The sequence below is a fragment of the Priestia sp. 10L35 genome, from assembly GCF_056395685.1.
Window position 1 is genome coordinate 700,506 of record NZ_JBFTKA010000002.1, and the last position, 18,980, is coordinate 719,485.

The 18,980-nt window shown below is 39.1% G+C and carries 19 protein-coding genes; 9 read left to right on the top strand and 10 right to left on the bottom strand.

The features are described from left to right. The first annotated feature begins 105 nt into the window (after positions 1-105). Positions 106-537, top strand: coding sequence for a MarR family winged helix-turn-helix transcriptional regulator (locus AC1DEF_RS09555; protein WP_477727355.1), 432 nt, complete (start codon positions 106-108; stop codon positions 535-537). 423 nt (positions 538-960) lie between these two features. On the opposite strand, the gene AC1DEF_RS09560 is transcribed toward AC1DEF_RS09555, so the two are convergent. Beyond that, positions 961-1,473: a GNAT family N-acetyltransferase gene (locus tag AC1DEF_RS09560; protein ID WP_477727367.1), complete on the bottom strand. Its 513-nt coding sequence runs from the start codon at positions 1,471-1,473 to the stop codon at positions 961-963. Between the two features lie 190 nt (positions 1,474-1,663). Beyond that, entirely contained in the window at positions 1,664-3,088 is a 1,425-nt protein-coding gene (locus AC1DEF_RS09565) for a phospholipase D-like domain-containing protein (protein WP_097824362.1), read from the bottom strand. A 171-nt stretch (positions 3,089-3,259) separates the two neighbouring features. Here AC1DEF_RS09565 and AC1DEF_RS09570 point away from each other — a divergent pair, with 171 nt between their 5' ends. Further along, positions 3,260-3,526: a hypothetical protein gene (locus AC1DEF_RS09570; RefSeq protein WP_043982140.1), complete on the top strand. Its 267-nt coding sequence runs from the start codon at positions 3,260-3,262 to the stop codon at positions 3,524-3,526. A 2-nt stretch (positions 3,527-3,528) separates the two neighbouring features. On the opposite strand, the gene AC1DEF_RS09575 is transcribed toward AC1DEF_RS09570, so the two are convergent. The 3 genes from AC1DEF_RS09575 to AC1DEF_RS09585 all read right to left on the bottom strand — a co-directional run bounded on the left by AC1DEF_RS09575 (position 3,529) and on the right by AC1DEF_RS09585 (position 6,994). Then, positions 3,529-4,128, bottom strand: coding sequence for a DUF3298 and DUF4163 domain-containing protein (locus AC1DEF_RS09575; protein ID WP_097823578.1), 600 nt, complete (start codon positions 4,126-4,128; stop codon positions 3,529-3,531). Positions 4,129-4,490: 362 nt separating this feature from the next. Further along, positions 4,491-5,345: a bifunctional methylenetetrahydrofolate dehydrogenase/methenyltetrahydrofolate cyclohydrolase FolD gene (gene folD / locus AC1DEF_RS09580; protein ID WP_016763907.1), complete on the bottom strand. Its 855-nt coding sequence runs from the start codon at positions 5,343-5,345 to the stop codon at positions 4,491-4,493. Positions 5,346-5,593: 248 nt separating this feature from the next. Beyond that, positions 5,594-6,994 carry a tannase/feruloyl esterase family alpha/beta hydrolase gene (locus AC1DEF_RS09585; RefSeq protein ID WP_097823579.1) on the bottom strand — a complete coding sequence of 467 codons (1,401 nt, stop codon included), beginning with the start codon at positions 6,992-6,994 and terminating at the stop codon, positions 5,594-5,596. A 201-nt stretch (positions 6,995-7,195) separates the two neighbouring features. On the opposite strand from AC1DEF_RS09585, the gene AC1DEF_RS09590 reads away from it, so the two are divergent. Both AC1DEF_RS09590 and AC1DEF_RS09595 read left to right on the top strand, forming a co-directional pair. Then, positions 7,196-7,666 (top strand): staygreen family protein, encoded by a 471-nt coding sequence (locus AC1DEF_RS09590; protein ID WP_025752110.1) that lies wholly within the window; start codon positions 7,196-7,198, stop codon positions 7,664-7,666. 52 nt (positions 7,667-7,718) lie between these two features. Continuing rightward, positions 7,719-8,198, top strand: coding sequence for a hypothetical protein (locus AC1DEF_RS09595; RefSeq protein ID WP_097823580.1), 480 nt, complete (start codon positions 7,719-7,721; stop codon positions 8,196-8,198). Between the two features lie 33 nt (positions 8,199-8,231). On the opposite strand, the gene gltD is transcribed toward AC1DEF_RS09595, so the two are convergent. After that, positions 8,232-9,713 carry a glutamate synthase small subunit gene (gene gltD / locus AC1DEF_RS09600; RefSeq protein ID WP_013082931.1) on the bottom strand — a complete coding sequence of 494 codons (1,482 nt, stop codon included), beginning with the start codon at positions 9,711-9,713 and terminating at the stop codon, positions 8,232-8,234. A gap of 16 nt (positions 9,714-9,729) precedes the next feature. Then, complete coding sequence (gene gltB / locus AC1DEF_RS09605) at positions 9,730-14,283, bottom strand: glutamate synthase large subunit (protein WP_097823581.1); 4,554 nt, start codon at positions 14,281-14,283, stop codon at positions 9,730-9,732. 134 nt (positions 14,284-14,417) lie between these two features. Here gltB and gltC point away from each other — a divergent pair, with 134 nt between their 5' ends. Continuing rightward, positions 14,418-15,320 carry a glutamate biosynthesis transcriptional regulator GltC gene (gene gltC, locus AC1DEF_RS09610; RefSeq protein WP_013056801.1) on the top strand — a complete coding sequence of 301 codons (903 nt, stop codon included), beginning with the start codon at positions 14,418-14,420 and terminating at the stop codon, positions 15,318-15,320. Between the two features lie 161 nt (positions 15,321-15,481). Next, positions 15,482-16,552: a DUF3900 domain-containing protein gene (locus AC1DEF_RS09615; protein WP_025752107.1), complete on the top strand. Its 1,071-nt coding sequence runs from the start codon at positions 15,482-15,484 to the stop codon at positions 16,550-16,552. 69 nt (positions 16,553-16,621) lie between these two features. Here the strand turns inward: AC1DEF_RS09615 and AC1DEF_RS09620 are convergent, their stop codons facing one another. Both AC1DEF_RS09620 and AC1DEF_RS09625 read right to left on the bottom strand, forming a co-directional pair. Continuing rightward, a complete protein-coding gene (locus tag AC1DEF_RS09620) occupies positions 16,622-16,801 on the bottom strand; it encodes an H-type small acid-soluble spore protein (protein WP_097823582.1) in 180 nt (59 codons plus the stop codon). Positions 16,802-16,877: 76 nt separating this feature from the next. Next, positions 16,878-17,237 carry a hypothetical protein gene (locus tag AC1DEF_RS09625; RefSeq protein WP_097823583.1) on the bottom strand — a complete coding sequence of 120 codons (360 nt, stop codon included), beginning with the start codon at positions 17,235-17,237 and terminating at the stop codon, positions 16,878-16,880. A 220-nt stretch (positions 17,238-17,457) separates the two neighbouring features. On the opposite strand from AC1DEF_RS09625, the gene AC1DEF_RS09630 reads away from it, so the two are divergent. The 3 genes from AC1DEF_RS09630 to AC1DEF_RS09640 all read left to right on the top strand — a co-directional run bounded on the left by AC1DEF_RS09630 (position 17,458) and on the right by AC1DEF_RS09640 (position 18,396). After that, positions 17,458-17,766, top strand: coding sequence for a hypothetical protein (locus AC1DEF_RS09630; RefSeq protein ID WP_043982124.1), 309 nt, complete (start codon positions 17,458-17,460; stop codon positions 17,764-17,766). Positions 17,767-17,907: 141 nt separating this feature from the next. Beyond that, a complete protein-coding gene (locus AC1DEF_RS09635) occupies positions 17,908-18,054 on the top strand; it encodes a hypothetical protein (RefSeq protein ID WP_013056796.1) in 147 nt (48 codons plus the stop codon). A 129-nt stretch (positions 18,055-18,183) separates the two neighbouring features. Beyond that, positions 18,184-18,396, top strand: coding sequence for a hypothetical protein (locus AC1DEF_RS09640; protein ID WP_013056795.1), 213 nt, complete (start codon positions 18,184-18,186; stop codon positions 18,394-18,396). Between the two features lie 60 nt (positions 18,397-18,456). On the opposite strand, the gene AC1DEF_RS09645 is transcribed toward AC1DEF_RS09640, so the two are convergent. Beyond that, entirely contained in the window at positions 18,457-18,891 is a 435-nt protein-coding gene (locus tag AC1DEF_RS09645; protein WP_013056794.1) for a MerR family transcriptional regulator, read from the bottom strand. Positions 18,892-18,980: the final 89 nt, after the last annotated feature.

Here is an 18,980-nt window from a genome sequence, read left to right on the forward strand (position 1 = left end):
CTTTACTTTACCTACTTTTACTTGTACTATACAACTATATATACATTTGTATTATACAAGTATATATTTCTTTGTCAATGAATGATTTTGTAAGGAGAGATTATAATGCAAGAAAAAAATTCAATTGAATTGATTGAATATGAACTTACTACCTTTATTAGACGAGCCGTCTATCTTGATAATTCTGAAAATAAAATAGGAAATCTAGAAAGATCAGCTTATTTATTATTGCGGCAATTAGATGAATTTGGACCAGCTCGTGTAAAAGAGCTGGCAGAAGCATTTAAACTCGACATTTCAACTTTGTCTAGACAAGCATCTGCTTTAGAAAACAAAAAGCTTATTTCCCGCTCTTCTGATCCTTCGGATGGACGCGTCAGCCTATTTGACATCACACCACGTGGAAAACAAATGCTGCAAACTGATAAGCAAATGCGCCTTGAACGCTATCATAGTATGTTAAAAAAATGGTCAAATGAAGAAAAGGAGCTGTTTGGCAAACTACTAATGCGGATGAATGACGCATTTATCGATTAAATAGAAATTTATAAAAATTAGGCTGCTACTGCAAGGTGTTTGTCCCTGTCTCTTTTCTCTTTTTTGCATTTAATGTAAAGAGACTATTGAAAAGGATGTATGATTATGTCTGTTCCGAACAAACGGTAAGCCACGCCCTGCCTCTTCCCCGGCTATAAATGGTGTGGTCCCGGATGCAGTGGTCCCGGATGTCCTGTAAATGATGTAGACTGCTGCTGTAAATACCATGATTTATGCTATGAAGATTATGGATCATGCCGCTCATGTGATGAGCAATTTCTTAACTGTCTTTGCTCCAAAGCAAATCCGTACAGTTTAAAAGGAAGACAGGCATACGCCATGTATACCTATATGCGGCTGAAGTTAGCTTTAAAACAATATGACTAAGCATAAAAGAGGAGAGTTGAAAAATTCACCTCTTTCTTATGCCATTTTATCCGTATGAATCCAAAAGCGTTGAACGACAGCTCCGTCCTCTTCTATATAATCCTCGTCTTGTATACCACCGTTTGCCAGAATAGTTCGACGAGAAGCAGTGTTCCAATCATCACACACAACTAATGCCCGTTGAACTCCCAGCTTTTTAATTTCTTGAAGAGATAACTTCAGTAGCAGCTTCGCATATCCTTTTTGTCTTTCGCTTGGCCGAATACCATAACCTATATGTCCTCCGCTGTTTCGCAGTATTTCACTTAGCTCATGGCGGATATTAACTACGCCTATTACTTTTTCGTGATGCATTAGCCAGTAGGTGGAATCGGGTACATATCCTTTTTTTAATCCGATCCCTTTTTCTGCATCTAACAACTCTTGAACCATTTTTTCAAAGTAAGCAGTATCTTTAGCAATTACCCACGGAATCATTTTTTCTCCGCTTGCTTTCCACTCATGATAAAAGCTCATATAAGCCTCTTTATAAGCTGCATCTGGTTTCATTAAAACGGCGGTCTCCACGTGCCTTCCTCCTTTTTGTTTATTATGTTTATACTACCTAGTTTTTCCAATAAATAAAAGAGGATAATTTACGTTATGTGATAAGTTTATTTATTCAATTATTTATAAGATATGTAACAAAAAGCACTCAATGGTATATCCATTGAGTGCTTTTTGTTCTACTGCCGATTGTTTAAATAAATTCCTTAAAAAACCTCGTCACTTTTGCAAGGGCGTATAGGAAGGTCCGCTTCATAACAGGTTCTTCTTTCTTTTGGATGTCAGGAGATTTAATCCATCGCTTATGGTTGGCAATAAGGATACTTTTATCCATTTTGTTTTCCATCGCCATCGTCAGCTTTTTTGCAAATTCTTGACTATCGATAATGACCATTGATTCATTATTCAAAAATGTAGAACGGGAATCTAAATTAAAAGAGCCTACGGCACTGAGTCTTTGATCATAAATCACAGACTTTGCATGAATCGAATAAGGTCCTTGATATTCGTAAAGCTTTACACCCGTCTTCACAATCGTATCACGCATACTTATATACCCGGAAAAAGCCAACACATTGGGCGTAGATGTCACTGAATTTGTGAGTAGCGTCCATTGAACAGCTGGATTCTTTTTCATTGTGATATACTTTCTCATCGCATTGGTTGGCACCACATAAGGACTTTGAATAAGAACAGAGCGGTTAGCTCCCTCCGCTAGGTTAATAAACGTTTTCCACATAAAAGGTCTTTTATTAAAACGTTCAATTGGATTATGAATAAAAGAAACACGCTTTGTAGGAACGGTGGAAGCATTCCAATTAATCTTAGGGGTTGCAAACGTTTCTCCTACTTGCTTAGCTTTATCATATTGCTGCAGCAGCAAAGCTTTCATCCTCTTTCCCTGATCGACCTGGTACTGCGTGAGATGATAAAAAGCTTTTTTAGTGTAAGGATGAGCCCATAATTCATTTATATAATTTTGCATTTGAGTGATGACGCTATCTTGTTTATGTTTACTGTTTGTAATAAAGACATCACGATCATAAACAAAGTCTGGAGGAGGCTTTTTAGCCAAATATTTGTCCCCTATATTCCGGCCCCCTATTATACCTAGCTGTCCGTCTACAATCATTATTTTGTCATGCATACGATTTTGCCACGCCCAAGGTTTAAACAATTGAAGCGGTTCGTAATACTTCACTTCAATATTAGGATGTGAGGCTAATGCGTAGAGCACGCCTCTTCGGTTTCCCCGCAAGCCGTTAGCTATCCCATCTAAAAGAACGCGAGTATGGACGCCTTGATCAGCTGCTTTAAAAAGAGCGGCCATAATTAAATCAGTTGACTCTCCTTTTCCTATTGAGTAATATGCAATATCAATCGATTTCTCAGCTTCTTGAATCATTTGAATACGAACTCTTCCTGCCTCATAACCATCTTCAAGAAGTCTCACTCGGTCCGTAGACTCCCTGTGACCAAAAAAGCTAGCCGGTTTAATTGAGGTCGTTTCCTCTCCTGTTTTTAAAGGTACATAAAAGAGAACCACCGCCGCTATAACCACGTACAGAATATATAGAGATAAAATAATAAGTAATCCTTTGAATGCTATTTTTATCATCGCAACTCCAGCTTTTTGTCTTTTTCTGTTATCGTTCACAAATAATAATCATTACATACAAGAAACTGCTTCCTTGATTGCTTTGCGCTTTGCCTTTTTGACACATTTATTTTTTCTGATTCACTATTTGTGTAGTATGCTAGTACATATCATAGAAAAAGGATGATGGTGATGGAGGAATATTCTTTTCGTTTTCATATTACAGATTCTTACCCTTTGCAAAATGAAAACGATAAAATAGAAGCTGTTGTACGCACCAAAATCAAGCATGCAGACCGAGGATGCTTGTATGAGGGTTATCTTCGTGTTCATATCACTAAAGTGGGGGTATTTCCTGTAGCAAAAGATATTGCTGAAGCGATTGGCGTTCGTTCGCTTCGTCAGCAGTTAGCGGCCGAATTAAAAAGATACGTACGGCCGCACCGCAATTTTTTATAACTTTATCCAAACATTTGTCCAAGTGGACTTTCATCTTCAATAATATCTTGAATAGCGTAGATAGAAATTGGAAAGTAAGGAATTCCATATGCGTAAGGAGCCAGGTCATACAGCTGATAAAAGAGCACAAGTGACTTATCGGCGATATAAAAATCTTGATCTGGTTTAATTCCTTTATATTCTCCAAGAACCATAATATCACGCTCTTTTATTTGCTCTCCTACTATTTTAGAAAGAATGCTCACGTAATTACTGTCTTTTTTAAATAGATCTTTGACTTGATACGTTTTTCCAGTCAGCACATTAAACGTTAATGGAACGACAACGGTCAATCCATGCGCTCCCCCGGAATAAGCAAAATTGACAAGTGTTAAGCTGAGCACATTTCGCTCGTTTGTTTTCAACTCATAATAACCCGTTTCTTCTGTATCCGGATTTTCTCCATATCCCTGCTGACGAATTAATTCATTCGTGCGCTGCAAAATTTTACTGTTCATGCTGTGCTGAACAGCTTGATTAGTCAAATGTACAACTGGATAGTAAACGTTTAACTTTTTCTTCACCATTTGTTGAGAATATACGGTTGCAGGCAACGTAACCATCGCTTCCTCCTCTTTGTATACAGGTTGTTACATTCTATTCTATTAGCCTCCATTCCATTACTGAAGCAAAAAAAGATTCAGACATAACGAAATCAATCCAACCTAAAGACGAACAAACTGGATAAATTATCCAGTATTGTCACTTGTAACACCGCTATTGATTTCCGCGCAAGATTTCGCTTTCTGCGGAAGTCTTCGCCTTGCCCTCCAATCACCAGCTAGAAGCACCTCCATACATGAAACCTATGTTGACTTTATCAATGAAAAAATCCGAACGAGTTTGATTCTCAATCAAGAATCAAACTCGTTCGGATCTTCATTCAACGAAAATACCTTTGTCTCAGCCTCTTTTTTACTTCTTATTATTTTACGTTGTTAATTGTTTTAGCAGCGTCTACCGTATTTTTCAATAACATTGTGATGGTCATCGGACCAACTCCGCCTGGTACTGGTGTGATATAACCTGCAACTTCTAAAGCCGCTTCGTAATCAACATCACCAACGAGTTTACCATTTTCCATTGTGTTACCTACATCAATTACAATGGCACCCGGCTTAATATCATCTGCTTTGATAAGTCTAGGTTGTCCTACAGCTGACACAAGAATATCAGCTTGTTTTGTTAAAGCAGATAAATCTTTTGTGCGAGAGTGAGCAATTGTTACCGTTGCACTTTCTTGAAGTAACAGCATGGATACTGGTTTACCAACAATATTGCTTCGTCCAATTACTACCGCATGTTTACCTGAAATTTCTTCACCTGAACGTTTAATTAACTCAACGATACCGTGTGGTGTACATGGTAAATAGCACTCATCGCCAATAACCATATTCCCTACGCTTACTGGGTGGAAGCCATCTACATCTTTTTTAGGAGATACAGCATTTAATACTGCTTTTTCATCAATATGTTTTGGTAATGGAAGTTGAATAAGAATACCATGAACAGATGGATTTCCATTCAAGTGATGGATTTCGTTTAAAAGCTCTTCTTCAGTAATCGATACGTCACGTTTGATAATTTCAGATGCAACACCGATTTCTTCACAAGCCTTTGCTTTTGCTTTTACATATGATTGAGAAGCAGGATTTTCTCCTACTAAAATCACGGTTAAACCAGGAACGATACCTTTTGTTTTTAATTGAGCTACCTCTTCTTTTAATGCGGCGCGCAGTTCTTGCGCTACTTCTTTTCCTTTAATTACTTTCGCTGTCATGATGTTTTTTGCTCCTTTCAACTGTAGCCATTTAATAAATGTACGAATTATAGTTATTAATCTAACACAAAAGTTCGGTTTTGTTCAATGTTTTTATTATTTTTATTTTAAATAGATGAAAATAAATAACAAATAACGTATATTCCGTTCTTATCGTACTATAATATTTTGTATTCACCAAAGGTGTTTTTATTCAAACATTGCTTTTCCAAATTAAAAACCGCACCTTTGGCACGGTTTTGAACGATTTATTTTTCTGTTGATATGCTTTTCTTTGTAGTCAACGGCAGCACGTCTTCCTCTGTTTTTAGATCCTTTACATGCATTTCCTTGAGAGGCGCACTTATTTTCTTATTTTTCGGAGGTTCTTCAAAATTCTCCACCCAATCACATAGCAGTTCAAATCCTTGATACACATAAGGCAGGAGAGGCTGAAGCTTTCGATCTGGGTCAATTTGATGATTCCATACTAAGCTATCAATGTGGTTGCCATTTTCAATTACATAGTGACGATGAAGGTGCTGCTTACCAGAATCTTTTACCAGTTGTTCATAAGGAAAAGCATGAATATCCGGAAAAATAAGAGCATCTAACGACCCTGTAATGCTTATCAACGGAACGGAAATATCACCTGTATTTTCAATTTCACGAACTCTTTGCTTTACATCTTGCGGTCTTTCTTGATAATCATACTTTTCAAAAATAGAATCTAATGAACGATCTCTAACTCCGTTTTCAAAAAGAGTCAAGTATTTTTGCCATGGAATGCTTCCAGGTGCTTGACTGTCAAACTCATCTCTATATATATTAAGCGTTAAAAACCAATAATACTGATCATGATATGGCCATAAAAACTCAGATCCTTTTGGCAACCCTGCTTGATACAAACGGTGCAAAGCTTCTTTTTGCGATTCACCTACGGTGTACAGTGCTTCTTCGGCATGATTTACAACAGGGGTTAAGGAAGTAATCAAGTTATCGTGATCAGCTCGCCACATAACCCCTTCCCATTCAACGCCTCCATTAAAAAGCTGAGGCTCCCCATTTTTCCCATCGTTTTCTAAAGCATAGCGAACAACATAACCCCCATTAGAAATACCTAACGCATACGTTTTTATATCAAAATATTCCGTCACTTCTTTTTGAAGTTTGTGACGATAATTTTCAAACAAAAATCTCTGAGCTATTTTTGTTACTTCTCGGTATTGAATATGCCATTTTCTAATGGAGTCTTCTTCTTTGACTAGAGCGTTCTTTGCTTTAGCAAATGGATCATCTCTCACTTCTTCTCCCTGAGTTCCTTTATCAGAAGCAGCAAACGCAAACCCTTTTGCCAACACATAGTCACTGAATAGTAAATCCGTTGATTTCTCATCTCGGGTAGCTGGGACTCCTGACATAACTAACTTTCCATTCCAATCATCAGGAATTCGAATGAGAAATTTACCACCATCAACTTCACCTTCTACTTGAACGCCCGTTATTTCTTCAGGCTGATACATGTAATACCATCCATTTTTTTCTTCTTTTGTTCCCCAATAGATAGGAGCCAGCCCAATGTTCCCATAGGCAGTCGCTGCTTGAAATTGAAGAGGATTTTTAGTCGTTAGCCAGTTTCCATACTTACCGTCAAACGTTGTGATATTCAAGTGATAACCTCCATTCACATTTGCTTTTGAAGACACTCTTGGGGACTGTACACGCATAATTCCAGCTAAATATTACCATCCTTTTCTCAAAAAGTACATCAAAACGCCTTTCTTACAGAAAGAAAGTAGACATTTATCACAACTGAGCCTATAGCGCCGTATAATATTGAAATTTATTCAAAAAAAGGAGTGTCAATGACTATGAGTTCGTTTAATCCTTCAAAACTTTCTACGACTCTTATTCCCCCTGCTACTTCCTCCTATCCGGTTTCCGGAAGAAAATATACTCTTACTCATTCTGATACAACCGGTCAGCTTTTTTTAAGCATCGGATGCTCATATAACAACAAGGCGATAGATAAAAATATGCGTGATGAAGTACTAGCTGCGCTTCACGTAACAGACCGACAAGCAGTTATTCAAGGCGAAGTTTTTGTTAGCGGAGGCGAGTTCAGCCGCGAGCAAGCGCAGCTTCGTTATCAAATTTTCCGTCGTGAACTCCCCCTTGCTTTAGAAGCAATGTTTTACGGAGATCAAGCGTTTTTTCAACATTATCCCGACTTGCTAAATACACCAATTTACATTTATTTTATATCGACTTATCAAGAATTTAGAGGGTGGTCCTATTATCAAACTCCTAAATTTTATTTAAAACAAACATGCAGCAGCTAGCACGCTTGTGCATAAACTAATGGGAAATGAACGAGGAAGGTGTGAATGTTTCATGTACAGTCAATGGGTTTCCCCCTATATGCCGCGCTATTACCATCCAGTGGTTCCTACTACGAATGAAAATTATTTAGAACCTTATAGATACAATGAAGACTTATTTTCTTATATCCTGCATGAAGAAGAGGAAGTTAGATCTACACGCGATGTAGACAGAGTGATGAAAATTTTAAAACGACAGTATCAGTCCATCTACAGAGATGCTCAACGAGGCGGGATGGATAGCAAACTAACAGAATACTTATTTCGTTCCATTGTAAGATTTGTTGATGATAACTATAACAATTACAGCGGATCTATTAACGAACGCGTTGAAAAAGCCGCGCGACAGTTAAAAAAACGTGACCCCTGGATATTTGAACTTTTTAACTTATACAGCGTTTCCCCCGCTTCACAAGTTCGAATTACCAGCACGATTTTAACCGTTTCATTTGAGAATTTACGTAGAGGAAATGAAGTGCCAAATACTAGATAAACAAAAAACCGCCACAATTGTGACGGTTTTTTGTTATGGTAATACAGTTGCTCCCATTAGATGGCTATCAACTTGTTTAGCTACTTCACGACCTTCATGAATAGCCCATACGATTAAACTTTGCCCACGACGAGCGTCACCAGCAGCAAAAACACCTTCAACATTTGTTTTGTAATTTCCATACGCTGCATCTACGCGACGATTTTTCGTTTCAACACCAAACGCTGATAGAACCGGATGCTCTGGACCTTCAAACCCAATCGCAATAAAGACAAGCTGAGCTGGCCATACTTTTTCTGTTCCTGGAATTTCGGTAAAGATGTACTGTCCATTTTCACCTTTTACTTTTTCCATTTGAACCGTATGAAGTTCCTTTAGATTGCCTTGCTCATCTGCCACGATTTTTTTCGTTTGAATTGAATATTCACGTGGATCGTCCCCAAACTTCGCCTGTGCTTCTTCATAAGCATATTCAAGATTAAATACATGTGGATATTCAGGCCACATATTATCTGCCGTACGCTCAGCAGGAAGTTGAGGATGTTTACCAAACTGAACAACGCTGCGGCATTTTTGACGAAGAGCAGTAGCTACACAGTCAGCTCCAGTGTCTCCGCCTCCAATAACAATAACGTCTTTTCCTTCAGCATCAATAAATTGACCATCTTTGAAGTTAGAGTCTAAAAGGCTTTTTGTTGAAGTTGTTAAGTAGTCCATTGCAAAGTGAACTCCTTTTGCTTCACGACCTTCTAATACTAGATCTCTTTGCTTCTGAGCCCCTGTACACAAAATTACAGCATCATATTGTTCTTTTAACTCTTCAGCAGTAATGTCTTTTCCAACTTCCGTATTCGTTACAAAATCAATACCTTCTTGCGTCAATAAGCGAACACGTCTTTCCACTACTTCTTTATCTAGCTTCATATTCGGGATTCCATATGTTAATAAACCGCCAGCACGATCTGCTCTTTCATATACCGTTACTGAATGACCCGCTTGGTTCAGCTGATCTGCGCTTGCTAAGCCTGCTGGCCCAGAGCCAATAACAGCAATTTTTTTACCTGTTCTCTTCTCCGGAATACGCGGAGTAATCCACCCATTCTCAAAGCCTTTATCAATAATAGCGCGTTCGATATTCTTAATCGAAACGGCTGGATCTGAAATAGCAAGCGTACAGGAACCTTCACACGGAGCAGGACAAACTCGTCCTGTAAACTCCGGGAAGTTGTTCGTTTTCATTAAACGCTCTAAAGCTTCTTTCCAGCGTCCTTTATAAACTAAATCATTCCACTCTGGAATTAAGTTATAGATTGGACATCCAGAAGTAAAAGCATTAATATCCATTCCCATGTGGCAAAAAGGTGTGCCACAATCCATACATCGTGCCCCTTGACGGCTTAGCGCTTCATCAGATAAAGGAGCAGCATACTCTTTCCAATCACCTAAACGTTTTAACGGGTCACGTTCCTTCCCTTTTTCACGTTTGATTTCCATAAATCCTGTTGGTTTTCCCATCGTACTCTCCCCTTTCTTACTGAGCTACCGCTTCTTGTTGTTTTGCCGATGCTTTCTTTTCTTGTTTTGCATTCTCCTCAAACGCACTCATAGCTGCTTCTTCTTTCGTTAGTCCAGCTGCTTTTTGCTCTTCAATGCGATTCATCATGCGTTTATAATCATTCGGAATCACTTTTACAAATTTTGAAAGTGATTGTTCCCAATTTTCCAAGACAAATGCTGCTTTATGACTGTTCGTATATTTCAGATGATTTGAAACCATCTCTTTTACTTCTTCTGCTTCTTCGCCTTTTAAGCCCTCAAACCCAATCATGTCTTTATTGCAAAGGTTTTTGAATGCTTCTTGATCATCAGCAAATACGTAAGCAATACCGCCTGACATTCCTGCACCAAAGTTTTTACCTACATCGCCTAATACGACAACGCGTCCGCCAGTCATATATTCACAGCCATGATCGCCAATTCCTTCAACCACTACGTTCACACCGCTGTTACGAACTGCAAAACGTTCCCCTGCTAGCCCGCTAACATAAGCTTCACCGCTTGTTGCACCGTAAAATGCAACGTTCCCAACGATAACATTCTCGCCTGACACAGCTGTTGTTTCCTTAGGTGGAGCAACAATGATTTTACCTCCTGATAAACCTTTTCCGATATAATCATTTGCATCTCCAGTTAGATACATAGACATTCCTTTTGGAACAAACGCACCAAAACTTTGTCCTGCTGAGCCAGTGAATCGAAGAGTAATCGTATCTTCTGGCAGACCTTTCTCACCGTAACGTTTTGTAACTTCACTTCCCACAATTGTTCCAGCTACACGGTTAATATTAGAAATTGGAAGTTCTAACTCGACTTGATACTTATGCTCGATTGCTTGCTGTACCGCAGGCAAAATCTTTTGCATATCAAGAGATTCGTCAATTTTATGATTTTGAGGTGTTTTAAAGGTACGTACACCTTCAGCTTGATATAAAAGAGTTGTTAAGTCTAAGTGCTGAGCCTTCCAGTGATTTTTTGCACGTTCGCTAACGCTTAATACGTCTGTACGTCCAACCATTTCATCCACTGTTTTAAATCCAAGTTCAGCCATAATTTCGCGCACTTCTTGTGCAACAAATTTCATATAGTTAACGATGTGGTCCGCTTCTCCCAGGAACTTTTTACGAAGCTCTGGATTTTGCGTCGCCACTCCAACTGGGCATGTATCTAAGTGACACGCACGCATCATGATACAGCCTAAAACAATTAAAGGTGCCGTAGCAAAACCAAACTCTTCTGCTCCTAGAAGTGCTGCCATGACTACATCTTTACCCGTCATTAATTTCCCATCTGTTTCAAGCACTACTTTTTCACGAAGACCGTTTAACATAAGTGTTTGATGAGCTTCTGCTAAGCCAAGTTCCCACGGTAGTCCAGTATGTTTAATACTTGTTTTTGGAGATGCTCCCGTACCTCCGTCGTAACCGCTAATGACAATAACATCCGCTACTCCTTTTGCTACTCCGGCAGCAATCGTTCCTACACCTGCTTTTGAAACGAGCTTGACGCTGATTCGTGCATCACGGTTTATATTTTTCAAGTCATGAATAAGCTGCGCTAAATCTTCAATCGAATAAATATCGTGGTGTGGAGGAGGTGAAATTAAGCCTACTCCTGGCGTTGATCCACGCACATCTGCCACCCATGGATATACTTTGTTTCCTGGAAGCTGACCGCCTTCTCCAGGTTTTGCACCTTGTGCCATTTTAATTTGAAGCTCATCTGCATTCACAAGGTAGTGACTTTTCACCCCAAAACGCCCAGAAGCGATTTGTTTAATCGCACTGCGGCGATTATCTCCATTCTCATCCAGAGTGTAGCGGCTAGGATGCTCGCCGCCTTCTCCACTGTTGCTGCGTGCTCCTAAACGGTTCATCGCAATCGCTAATGTTTCATGAGCTTCTTGACTTAAAGATCCAAACGACATAGCACCTGATTTAAAACGTTTTACAATCGAATCAACTGATTCCACTTCATCAATGGAGATAGATGAACGCGATCCATTAAACGAGAACAGATTGCGCAAGAAACCGATGCGTTCTTCATTAGCCGATTCAGAGAATTTTTTAAATAAGCTGTAATCTCCCTTACGGCAAGCCCACTGCAGCGTGTGAATTGTTTTTGGATTAAACGCATGATGCTCGCCCGTGTGTCTCCACTGAAAGTCACTTCCTGATTCTAACGTTTGCTCAATTGTTTCAACATAAGCATTGTCATGACGCGTTTTTGCTTCTTTTGCAATAACATCTAAACCGATACCGCCAAGCTGCGAGGCAGTACCTGTAAAATATTGCTCGATAACCTCTGCACTGATTCCAACCGCTTCAAAAATTTGTGCGCCCCGATAACTTTGCACCGTTGAAATACCCATTTTAGACATTACTTTTACGACACCTTCAGTAACGGCTTTTACATATTTCTCAACAGCATAATCATACGATACGTTCAACGTACCTGCGTTAATTTCATTTTGATATGTTGCAAAAGTAAGATATGGATTAATTGCGTCTGCGCCGTAACCAATCAGCGCTGCAAAATGGTGCACTTCACGCGCTTCTCCCGTTTCCACTACAATGCTCGCCTTTGTACGGTTTCCTTTTCGCACTAGGTGCTGGTGCAGCCCGCTGACAGCTAATAAAGCTGGAATAGCTACGGATTGAGCTCCCGCTTCACGGTCTGTCAGAACAAGGATGCTAGCACCTGCGTTAATTGCCGCTTCAGCTTCAGCAAATACGCGATCAAGATCTGCTTTTAAATCATTTGTAAATACAGCAGATATAACGGCACTTTTGAAATCCGGATGAATGGCAGACTTCAGCTGATCAGTTTGATCGTTTGTTAAAACCGGCGTCTCAAGCTGAATTCGATGAATGTTTTCTTTGGTTGGATGCAGTAAATTCCCTTCTGCACCAAGCAATGTCATTGTCGATGTAACCAACTGTTCACGAATAGCATCAATCGGTGGATTCGTTACTTGAGCAAATAGCTGCTTAAAGTAATTGAACAGCGATTGAGGAAGATCAGACAACACGGCTAATGGAGTATCGTTACCCATTGAACCAAGCGGATCTTTTCCTTCTGTAATAACTGGAACTAAATATTTATGAATATCTTCATACGTGTAGCCAAATGACTTCTGGCGAATGACCAAATCATCGAAGTATTCAGATTTTTCTTCCTGCACTTCTGGCAACGTTACCAGCTGTTCATCTAACCACTCTTGATAAGGCTCAGCGTGTGCCATTTCAGATTTAATTTCTTCGTCTGAAATAATTCGGCCCTCCTCTAAATCGATTAGAAGCATTTTACCTGGGCTTAAACGATCTTTATATAATACATTTTCATCTTCAACATCAATGACGCCTACTTCTGATGAAAGGATGATGTAATCATCTTTTGTAACATAGTAGCGAGCTGGACGTAGACCGTTACGGTCTAAAATAGCACCGATTTGCTTTCCATCCGTAAACGAAATAGCAGTCGGACCATCCCATGGCTCCATTAATGCGCTATGATACTCATAGAAAGCACGTTTTTCTTTTGACATGTGCGGATTCTCAGACCAAGGCTCTGGAATAAGCATCATCGCTGCATGCGCTGGCTTACGGCCGGCCAATACAAAGAACTCTAGCGCATTATCTAACATGGAGGAGTCGCTTCCTTCAGCATCTAAAATCGGAAGAACCTTCGGCAAATCCTTACCAAATGCGTCCGAAACAAACTGTTGTTCACGTGCTCTCATCCAGTTTTGATTACCGCGAAGCGTATTGATTTCACCGTTATGAATTAAATAACGGTTTGGATGTGCTCTTTCCCAGCTTGGGAACGTGTTTGTGCTAAAGCGAGAATGCACTAAAGCGAACGCTGAAGTAAAATCTTCATCTTGTAGGTCAAGATAAAAAGCATCAACTTGCTCAGGCGTTAATAACCCTTTGTACACAATTGTTCTACTTGAAAGACTCGTAAAATAAAAACGGTTTTGACGCGCTTGCGCCCAATTTTCCGCTTGCTTACGAATAACATATAGCTTGCGTTCAAACGCTAAGTCATCTTGAATACTGTCATTTGCCCCAATAAATACTTGTCGTACGTACGGACAGCTTTCTTTTGCAACTTTTCCGATTTTTCCGACATTTACAGGTACAGTTCTCCAACCTAGTAACGTTTGTCCCTCTTCTTCAATTAATTTATTAATATAAGCTTCGATTTCTCGACGCTCGTCTTCGTTATTTGAGAAAAAGATCATTCCAACTCCATAACGACCTTTTTCAGGCAAGTTCAATTCAACGCATGTCTTTTTAAAGAACGCGTGTGGAATTTGTACCATTAATCCAGCTCCATCTCCTGTTAGCGGATCACTTCCCTGTCCGCCTCGATGGTCAAGCTGGCAAAGCATATTTAGTCCTTTTTTAACGATATCATGTGACGCTACGCCTTTCAATTGAGCGTATAGTCCGATTCCACATGCATCGTGCTCAAATTCAGGACGGTAGAGACCTTGAGCTTTTGGCATTTGATTGTATGTCATCTTCTTCTCCCCCGTTCGTTTTCTTTATCTTTTTAAGATCACCTGTTTACATTGTAAGTTTTCAAATCAATATAAACAATATATAATTTAGATAAAACTAATCTAATTTTGATATATATAGATGGAGGATGCCTATGGAACTGCGTCAATTACGCTATTTTATGGAAGTTGCAAAAAGAGAACACGTATCTGAGGCGGCAGAATATCTGCATGTAGCTCAATCAGCGATCAGCCGTCAAATCGCGAACCTGGAGTCTGAGCTAGGTGTTAGTTTATTCAAACGCGAAGGAAGAAATGTCAAGTTAACAGCAATAGGAAAAGTCTTTCTTGAGCATACGGAGACGGCTATGAAAGCTATTGACTATGCGAAAGAACAAATTGATGAATACCTGGATCCCGAAAGAGGAACGATTAAAATCGGATTTCCCACAAGCCTTGCCAGTCACCTTCTTCCTACTATTATATCAGCCTTTAAAGAAGAACACCCAAATGTTGCTTTTCATCTTAGACAAGGTTCGTATAAATTTTTAATTGAATCGGTTAAAAAAAGAGATATTAATATTGCTTTTTTAGGTCCTGTACCTGTAGAGGACCAGAGTATAGAAGGCCATATTCTATTCACTGAAAATCTTTTAGCCCTTGTTCCTTCTCATCATCCGCTCGCTGAACGGGATAACATTCGGCTACGGGATTTAAGAAATGAAGATTTTGTGCTATTTCCAAAAGGATTCATTTTACATAAAATGGCCTTCGACGCTTGCAAACAAGCAGGATTCATGCCCAATATTTCATCTGAAGGAGAAGATTTAGATGCGATTAAAGGTCTTGTATCCGCAGGAATCGGCGTCACGCTTCTTCCTGAAAGCACAGTGTCTGAAACGACTCCTCGTTTTACGACTAAACTCCCTATTCATACGCCGCAGCTTCAGCGTACAGTCGGGATGATTATTCCTCGAAATCGTGATTTAGCACCTTCTGATAAAATTTTTTATAAGTTTGTCAAAACCTTTTTTGAACGGCTGGAGCAGTATAAATAAGAGAGGCCCCCCTGCCTCTCTTATTCTTTGCTTTATACACTATTCCTCAGCTGATCAATTGTATAAATAGCTCTTCTTCCCCTAAATCTAACAGGCATTGACGCTTACCGGACTCTTTCTTATACTGAAGTAACTGACTAAAAAGAAACAAGGTGACTGCTATGGATTTTAAAATTAATTTTTTATCATTTTACGTAATACAAGTAGAAGGAAAAGAAGAACAGGCTTCTAAACAATATAAGCATTTTCAAACGCTTGATACAGAAGAATATGACGAAAGTTCCATTAAAGATTTTTTAGACGGTGAATTTAAAAAAATTGTAAAACGCAAAGTAGAGCGACACCCCAAAGCAGAACAAGTGCCTACAAAGCTCGGGTATTTTATAGTTGAACCAGGGCACGCTCTCGACTCAAACCCTAATTATAATTTATTTCACCGCACTCGTTTTGCCACCACCAAAGAAGAATTTGAAGAAAATAGCGAACAGTTTATCAATGCATACCTTGATACTGCAGCCGTTCGAGGAGGAGCATTTTTAGTTGTATCTGCTGTTCCAAGAAAATATTTTGATCATGCTTTTGTGTTTATTTTAAAATGTGACTTCGAACCAAAAGTGGCTTCAATTTCAGATGAATCAACCCTTATTCGTCACGTAGAAATGGCGATTACTACTAAAAACATGAAATCTATTCAATACCCCTACATGCCTGAAGAAGGCATGGTCGAAGAAAGTGAACTCGTCATACATCAAGCGTCTCACGCCCGTTACTTTGAGGACTTCTTGAAATTTATTGACTACAACGAGCCGATGCCCGAGATTATGAAAACACAAGTGATGGATATGGTGCGTGAACACGTCAGCGAAACGTTTGAAGCAGAAAGCGTAGAACTTGAACAGTTTGAGTCAGACATGGAACTGTGGGCAACAAGTGAAAAGCGTGAGCTTCAAGAACGTCTAGATACGCATCAAGTCATGGAAGCTGCTGCTCATATCGTCGAGCATACGCCTGATGCGGAGCTTAAAATGAAGCTTGGCGAAACAGAGATTAAAGGGCTGTTAGCTGATTTCGGTGAAAATATTCACTTAGCAAAAGTAAACGGACGCTACGTGGCGTTAATTGAAGCAGAATCGATTCTGTTTGAAAAAGGCGCTTCGCCGATTGAGTTTCATAAGCCTGGTGATTTGCACGGGATTATTGAAAAGATCAGCAGTAAGAAATGGGAAGAATAAATAAAAGCTAGAGAGCTATGTAGCTCTCTAGCTTTTATTTAACTGAAAAACCAGCTCTATTTATCCACCTTAATTCTCTACTAATTGGCTCACGGAAACATTTTGTTCATTTTCCGGCTGACCTAGCGGATAAATTCTTACCGTATCATTTCCTTCGCTTACATGTTGAATATAAACGGCCGTATCGTTATACGTAACGTTAGCCATAACGGGTGAATCAGCAATTTGTTTTGCTCGCTGCTTGTCCACGTTTCTTCCCCCCTCTATGCTGATATACATATAAGGTTTGCTCAAAGAATAAATGCTATTCGCCCCTAGAGCAGTTCTATCGTTTTTTAGCTGTGCGGTAGCCAAGGTAAAAAACGAAAGAAGTATAGGTCATGAATGCAGCTCCAGCCAGCAAGAGCATTTTGTGATGATGCCAAAGGGCCGCATATGTTTTGATGAAGATTCCCTTTGTAAGTAAAATATATTGATACACAATAAAAGCAACCACTAAAGCAAGAAACAGCACTCGAAACAAACGAATGAAATCAATGTTAGATAAAATGGAAGCAGCTTTTACCCAGGGCGATGTAGGAGGCTCCGCTTTTTTAGTGCTTCGGCTCTTCGACTTTTGTTTCTTTGCAGGCGGAGCTTTTGATTCTTCTATTTTAGGTGCTGGTTTTTGTTTTCCTTGAGCCATCGGTCACTTTCCCTCTTTCTTAAATAAAGTGTCTAAAAAAGAAGCTTTTCTATTTTGCATATTCAAGAAAGGACCGGCTATCTCCTTTTGACTTTTAAAAATACTTTCCTTTTTTAAATATAGAATGTCTTTAGGTATGTGCCTATAGCATTTTTCTTATCTTCGCATACGTTATATCGTGTTTGATTTGAAATTACTATGTAAAAGGAGCGGTGCCCTAATGAACCCTTATTATTTCAACCCTGGATACAGTCCTCAGCAAGTTGATTACTCAGTTCAACAATACTACCCCCCTTACGTACCACAGCATGAAGAATACGATGAAAGACAGCAGCTTCAAAATCTTGGAGGATTTGAACGAAGAATTCGTGCCCTTGAGAGACAAAATGAGGAGCAAGTCAGAGAAATTACTCGTTTAAATCGCGTTGTGGAGCGACATACTGATCGTATAAACAGATTAAATCAGCGCTTACGCAATGTAGAAAGAAGACTTAACATTCCATTTACAGCAAGCCAGGACGGATTTTAAACTCACCTTAAGCATTCCCGTTTCTTTTGAGCGAGAATGCTTTTTTACATGTCTTCTGTCATTTTTGATAGCACACAGGATATTTGATTAAACTTTACATAAAATAAAATTTGACTATGAAAAAGAAAAGGAGAAAATCACATGAAATCCCCTGTTGTTATTTGTCCTAACTGTCATTCTCAAAAAGAGCTTGCTACCGTTTTAACTGCTCAGTCCAATCAAAACGTTATCTATACATGCTCAGCTTGCGGCTATAAGCTGACAAACATTAAAACAAGCAAAGGATAATCAGTATCTCTCACCTCACTTAGTACCTATACTCAATACGTTCTTCTGTCCATATACAAAAATTAACGTTTACGTAAATGTTATTATTTTTGTATACTGATAGTATTATGGGAAAGGGAGTTGAAGAAGTTGAAGTTTAAAATGAAGGAACGCGGGCAGCTGCATTTGAGTCCGGAAGGAAAACAATTAATTTTAGACTTGTACGAATCAAATATGATGGAATCTGTAAATGAAGCTTTGGATGCTGAAACAAGAAGCTTTCACAGTGGAAAAGCCGATGGAATACAGGCTATTTTACTTCTTTTAGGGGTACAGCTAGAAGAAAACACTTCACAATCATAAATGAATGCCCTATAAAAACCGTAAAAGCAGACGCACTCTTCTGGTGAATGCGCCTGCTTTTTATGATTCTTCCTGCTCAAATTTTACAATTGCAGTCTTAGCACGATCTCTCAATGACAGAAGGTCAGACTCTACTTTTAAGATATTTTTCTTTTTCTGTTCAATCAGCTTGAGCTGCTCTTCTACCGTATGTAACACTTGCTCTAACTTTTCTTTTTGTTGACTTGTTCCTTTCACTTGCCTATAATCCATCTTTTGTATTTCAAGAGTATCACTTAAAGCAAGAAATTCCTGTAATTCTTGAAGTGAAAAACCCATGACTTCTTTGGCATTCGTAATCTTCTTTAAAAATTCTACATGTTCTTCAGTGTACAGACGAAATCCACCTTCACTTCTTGGAGGTGCTGGCATCAGTCCAATTTGTTCATAATAACGAATCGTACGTTTTGTTAAACCGCTTTGCTTCGCTACATCATCTATTTTTAGTTCACTCATTTTTAAATCCCCTTTAATCAATTCACAATGTCAACTTTTCATACTTGTTACTATTATACACTAACGCTAGATATCTCAAAACAAATCTG

What these genes read in the sequence shown, in the direction of transcription:
- gltB (WP_097823581.1), bottom strand. Translation starts at nt 14,283, where the DNA reads ATGACATACAATCAAATGCCAAAAGCTCAAGGTCTCTACCGTCCTGAA.
- AC1DEF_RS09615 (WP_025752107.1), top strand. Translation starts at nt 15,482, where the DNA reads ATGGATTTTAAAATTAATTTTTTATCATTTTACGTAATACAAGTAGAA.
- AC1DEF_RS09645 (WP_013056794.1), bottom strand. Translation starts at nt 18,891, where the DNA reads ATGAGTGAACTAAAAATAGATGATGTAGCGAAGCAAAGCGGTTTAACA.
- folD (WP_016763907.1), bottom strand. Translation starts at nt 5,345, where the DNA reads ATGACAGCGAAAGTAATTAAAGGAAAAGAAGTAGCGCAAGAACTGCGC.
- AC1DEF_RS09560 (WP_477727367.1), bottom strand. Translation starts at nt 1,473, where the DNA reads ATGAAACCAGATGCAGCTTATAAAGAGGCTTATATGAGCTTTTATCAT.
- AC1DEF_RS09625 (WP_097823583.1), bottom strand. Translation starts at nt 17,237, where the DNA reads ATGGCTCAAGGAAAACAAAAACCAGCACCTAAAATAGAAGAATCAAAA.
- AC1DEF_RS09555 (WP_477727355.1), top strand. Translation starts at nt 106, where the DNA reads ATGCAAGAAAAAAATTCAATTGAATTGATTGAATATGAACTTACTACC.
- gltC (WP_013056801.1), top strand. Translation starts at nt 14,418, where the DNA reads ATGGAACTGCGTCAATTACGCTATTTTATGGAAGTTGCAAAAAGAGAA.
- gltD (WP_013082931.1), bottom strand. Translation starts at nt 9,713, where the DNA reads ATGGGAAAACCAACAGGATTTATGGAAATCAAACGTGAAAAAGGGAAG.
- AC1DEF_RS09595 (WP_097823580.1), top strand. Translation starts at nt 7,719, where the DNA reads ATGTACAGTCAATGGGTTTCCCCCTATATGCCGCGCTATTACCATCCA.
- AC1DEF_RS09635 (WP_013056796.1), top strand. Translation starts at nt 17,908, where the DNA reads ATGAAATCCCCTGTTGTTATTTGTCCTAACTGTCATTCTCAAAAAGAG.
- AC1DEF_RS09570 (WP_043982140.1), top strand. Translation starts at nt 3,260, where the DNA reads ATGGAGGAATATTCTTTTCGTTTTCATATTACAGATTCTTACCCTTTG.
- AC1DEF_RS09630 (WP_043982124.1), top strand. Translation starts at nt 17,458, where the DNA reads ATGAACCCTTATTATTTCAACCCTGGATACAGTCCTCAGCAAGTTGAT.
- AC1DEF_RS09575 (WP_097823578.1), bottom strand. Translation starts at nt 4,128, where the DNA reads ATGGTTACGTTGCCTGCAACCGTATATTCTCAACAAATGGTGAAGAAA.
- AC1DEF_RS09590 (WP_025752110.1), top strand. Translation starts at nt 7,196, where the DNA reads ATGAGTTCGTTTAATCCTTCAAAACTTTCTACGACTCTTATTCCCCCT.
- AC1DEF_RS09565 (WP_097824362.1), bottom strand. Translation starts at nt 3,088, where the DNA reads ATGATAAAAATAGCATTCAAAGGATTACTTATTATTTTATCTCTATAT.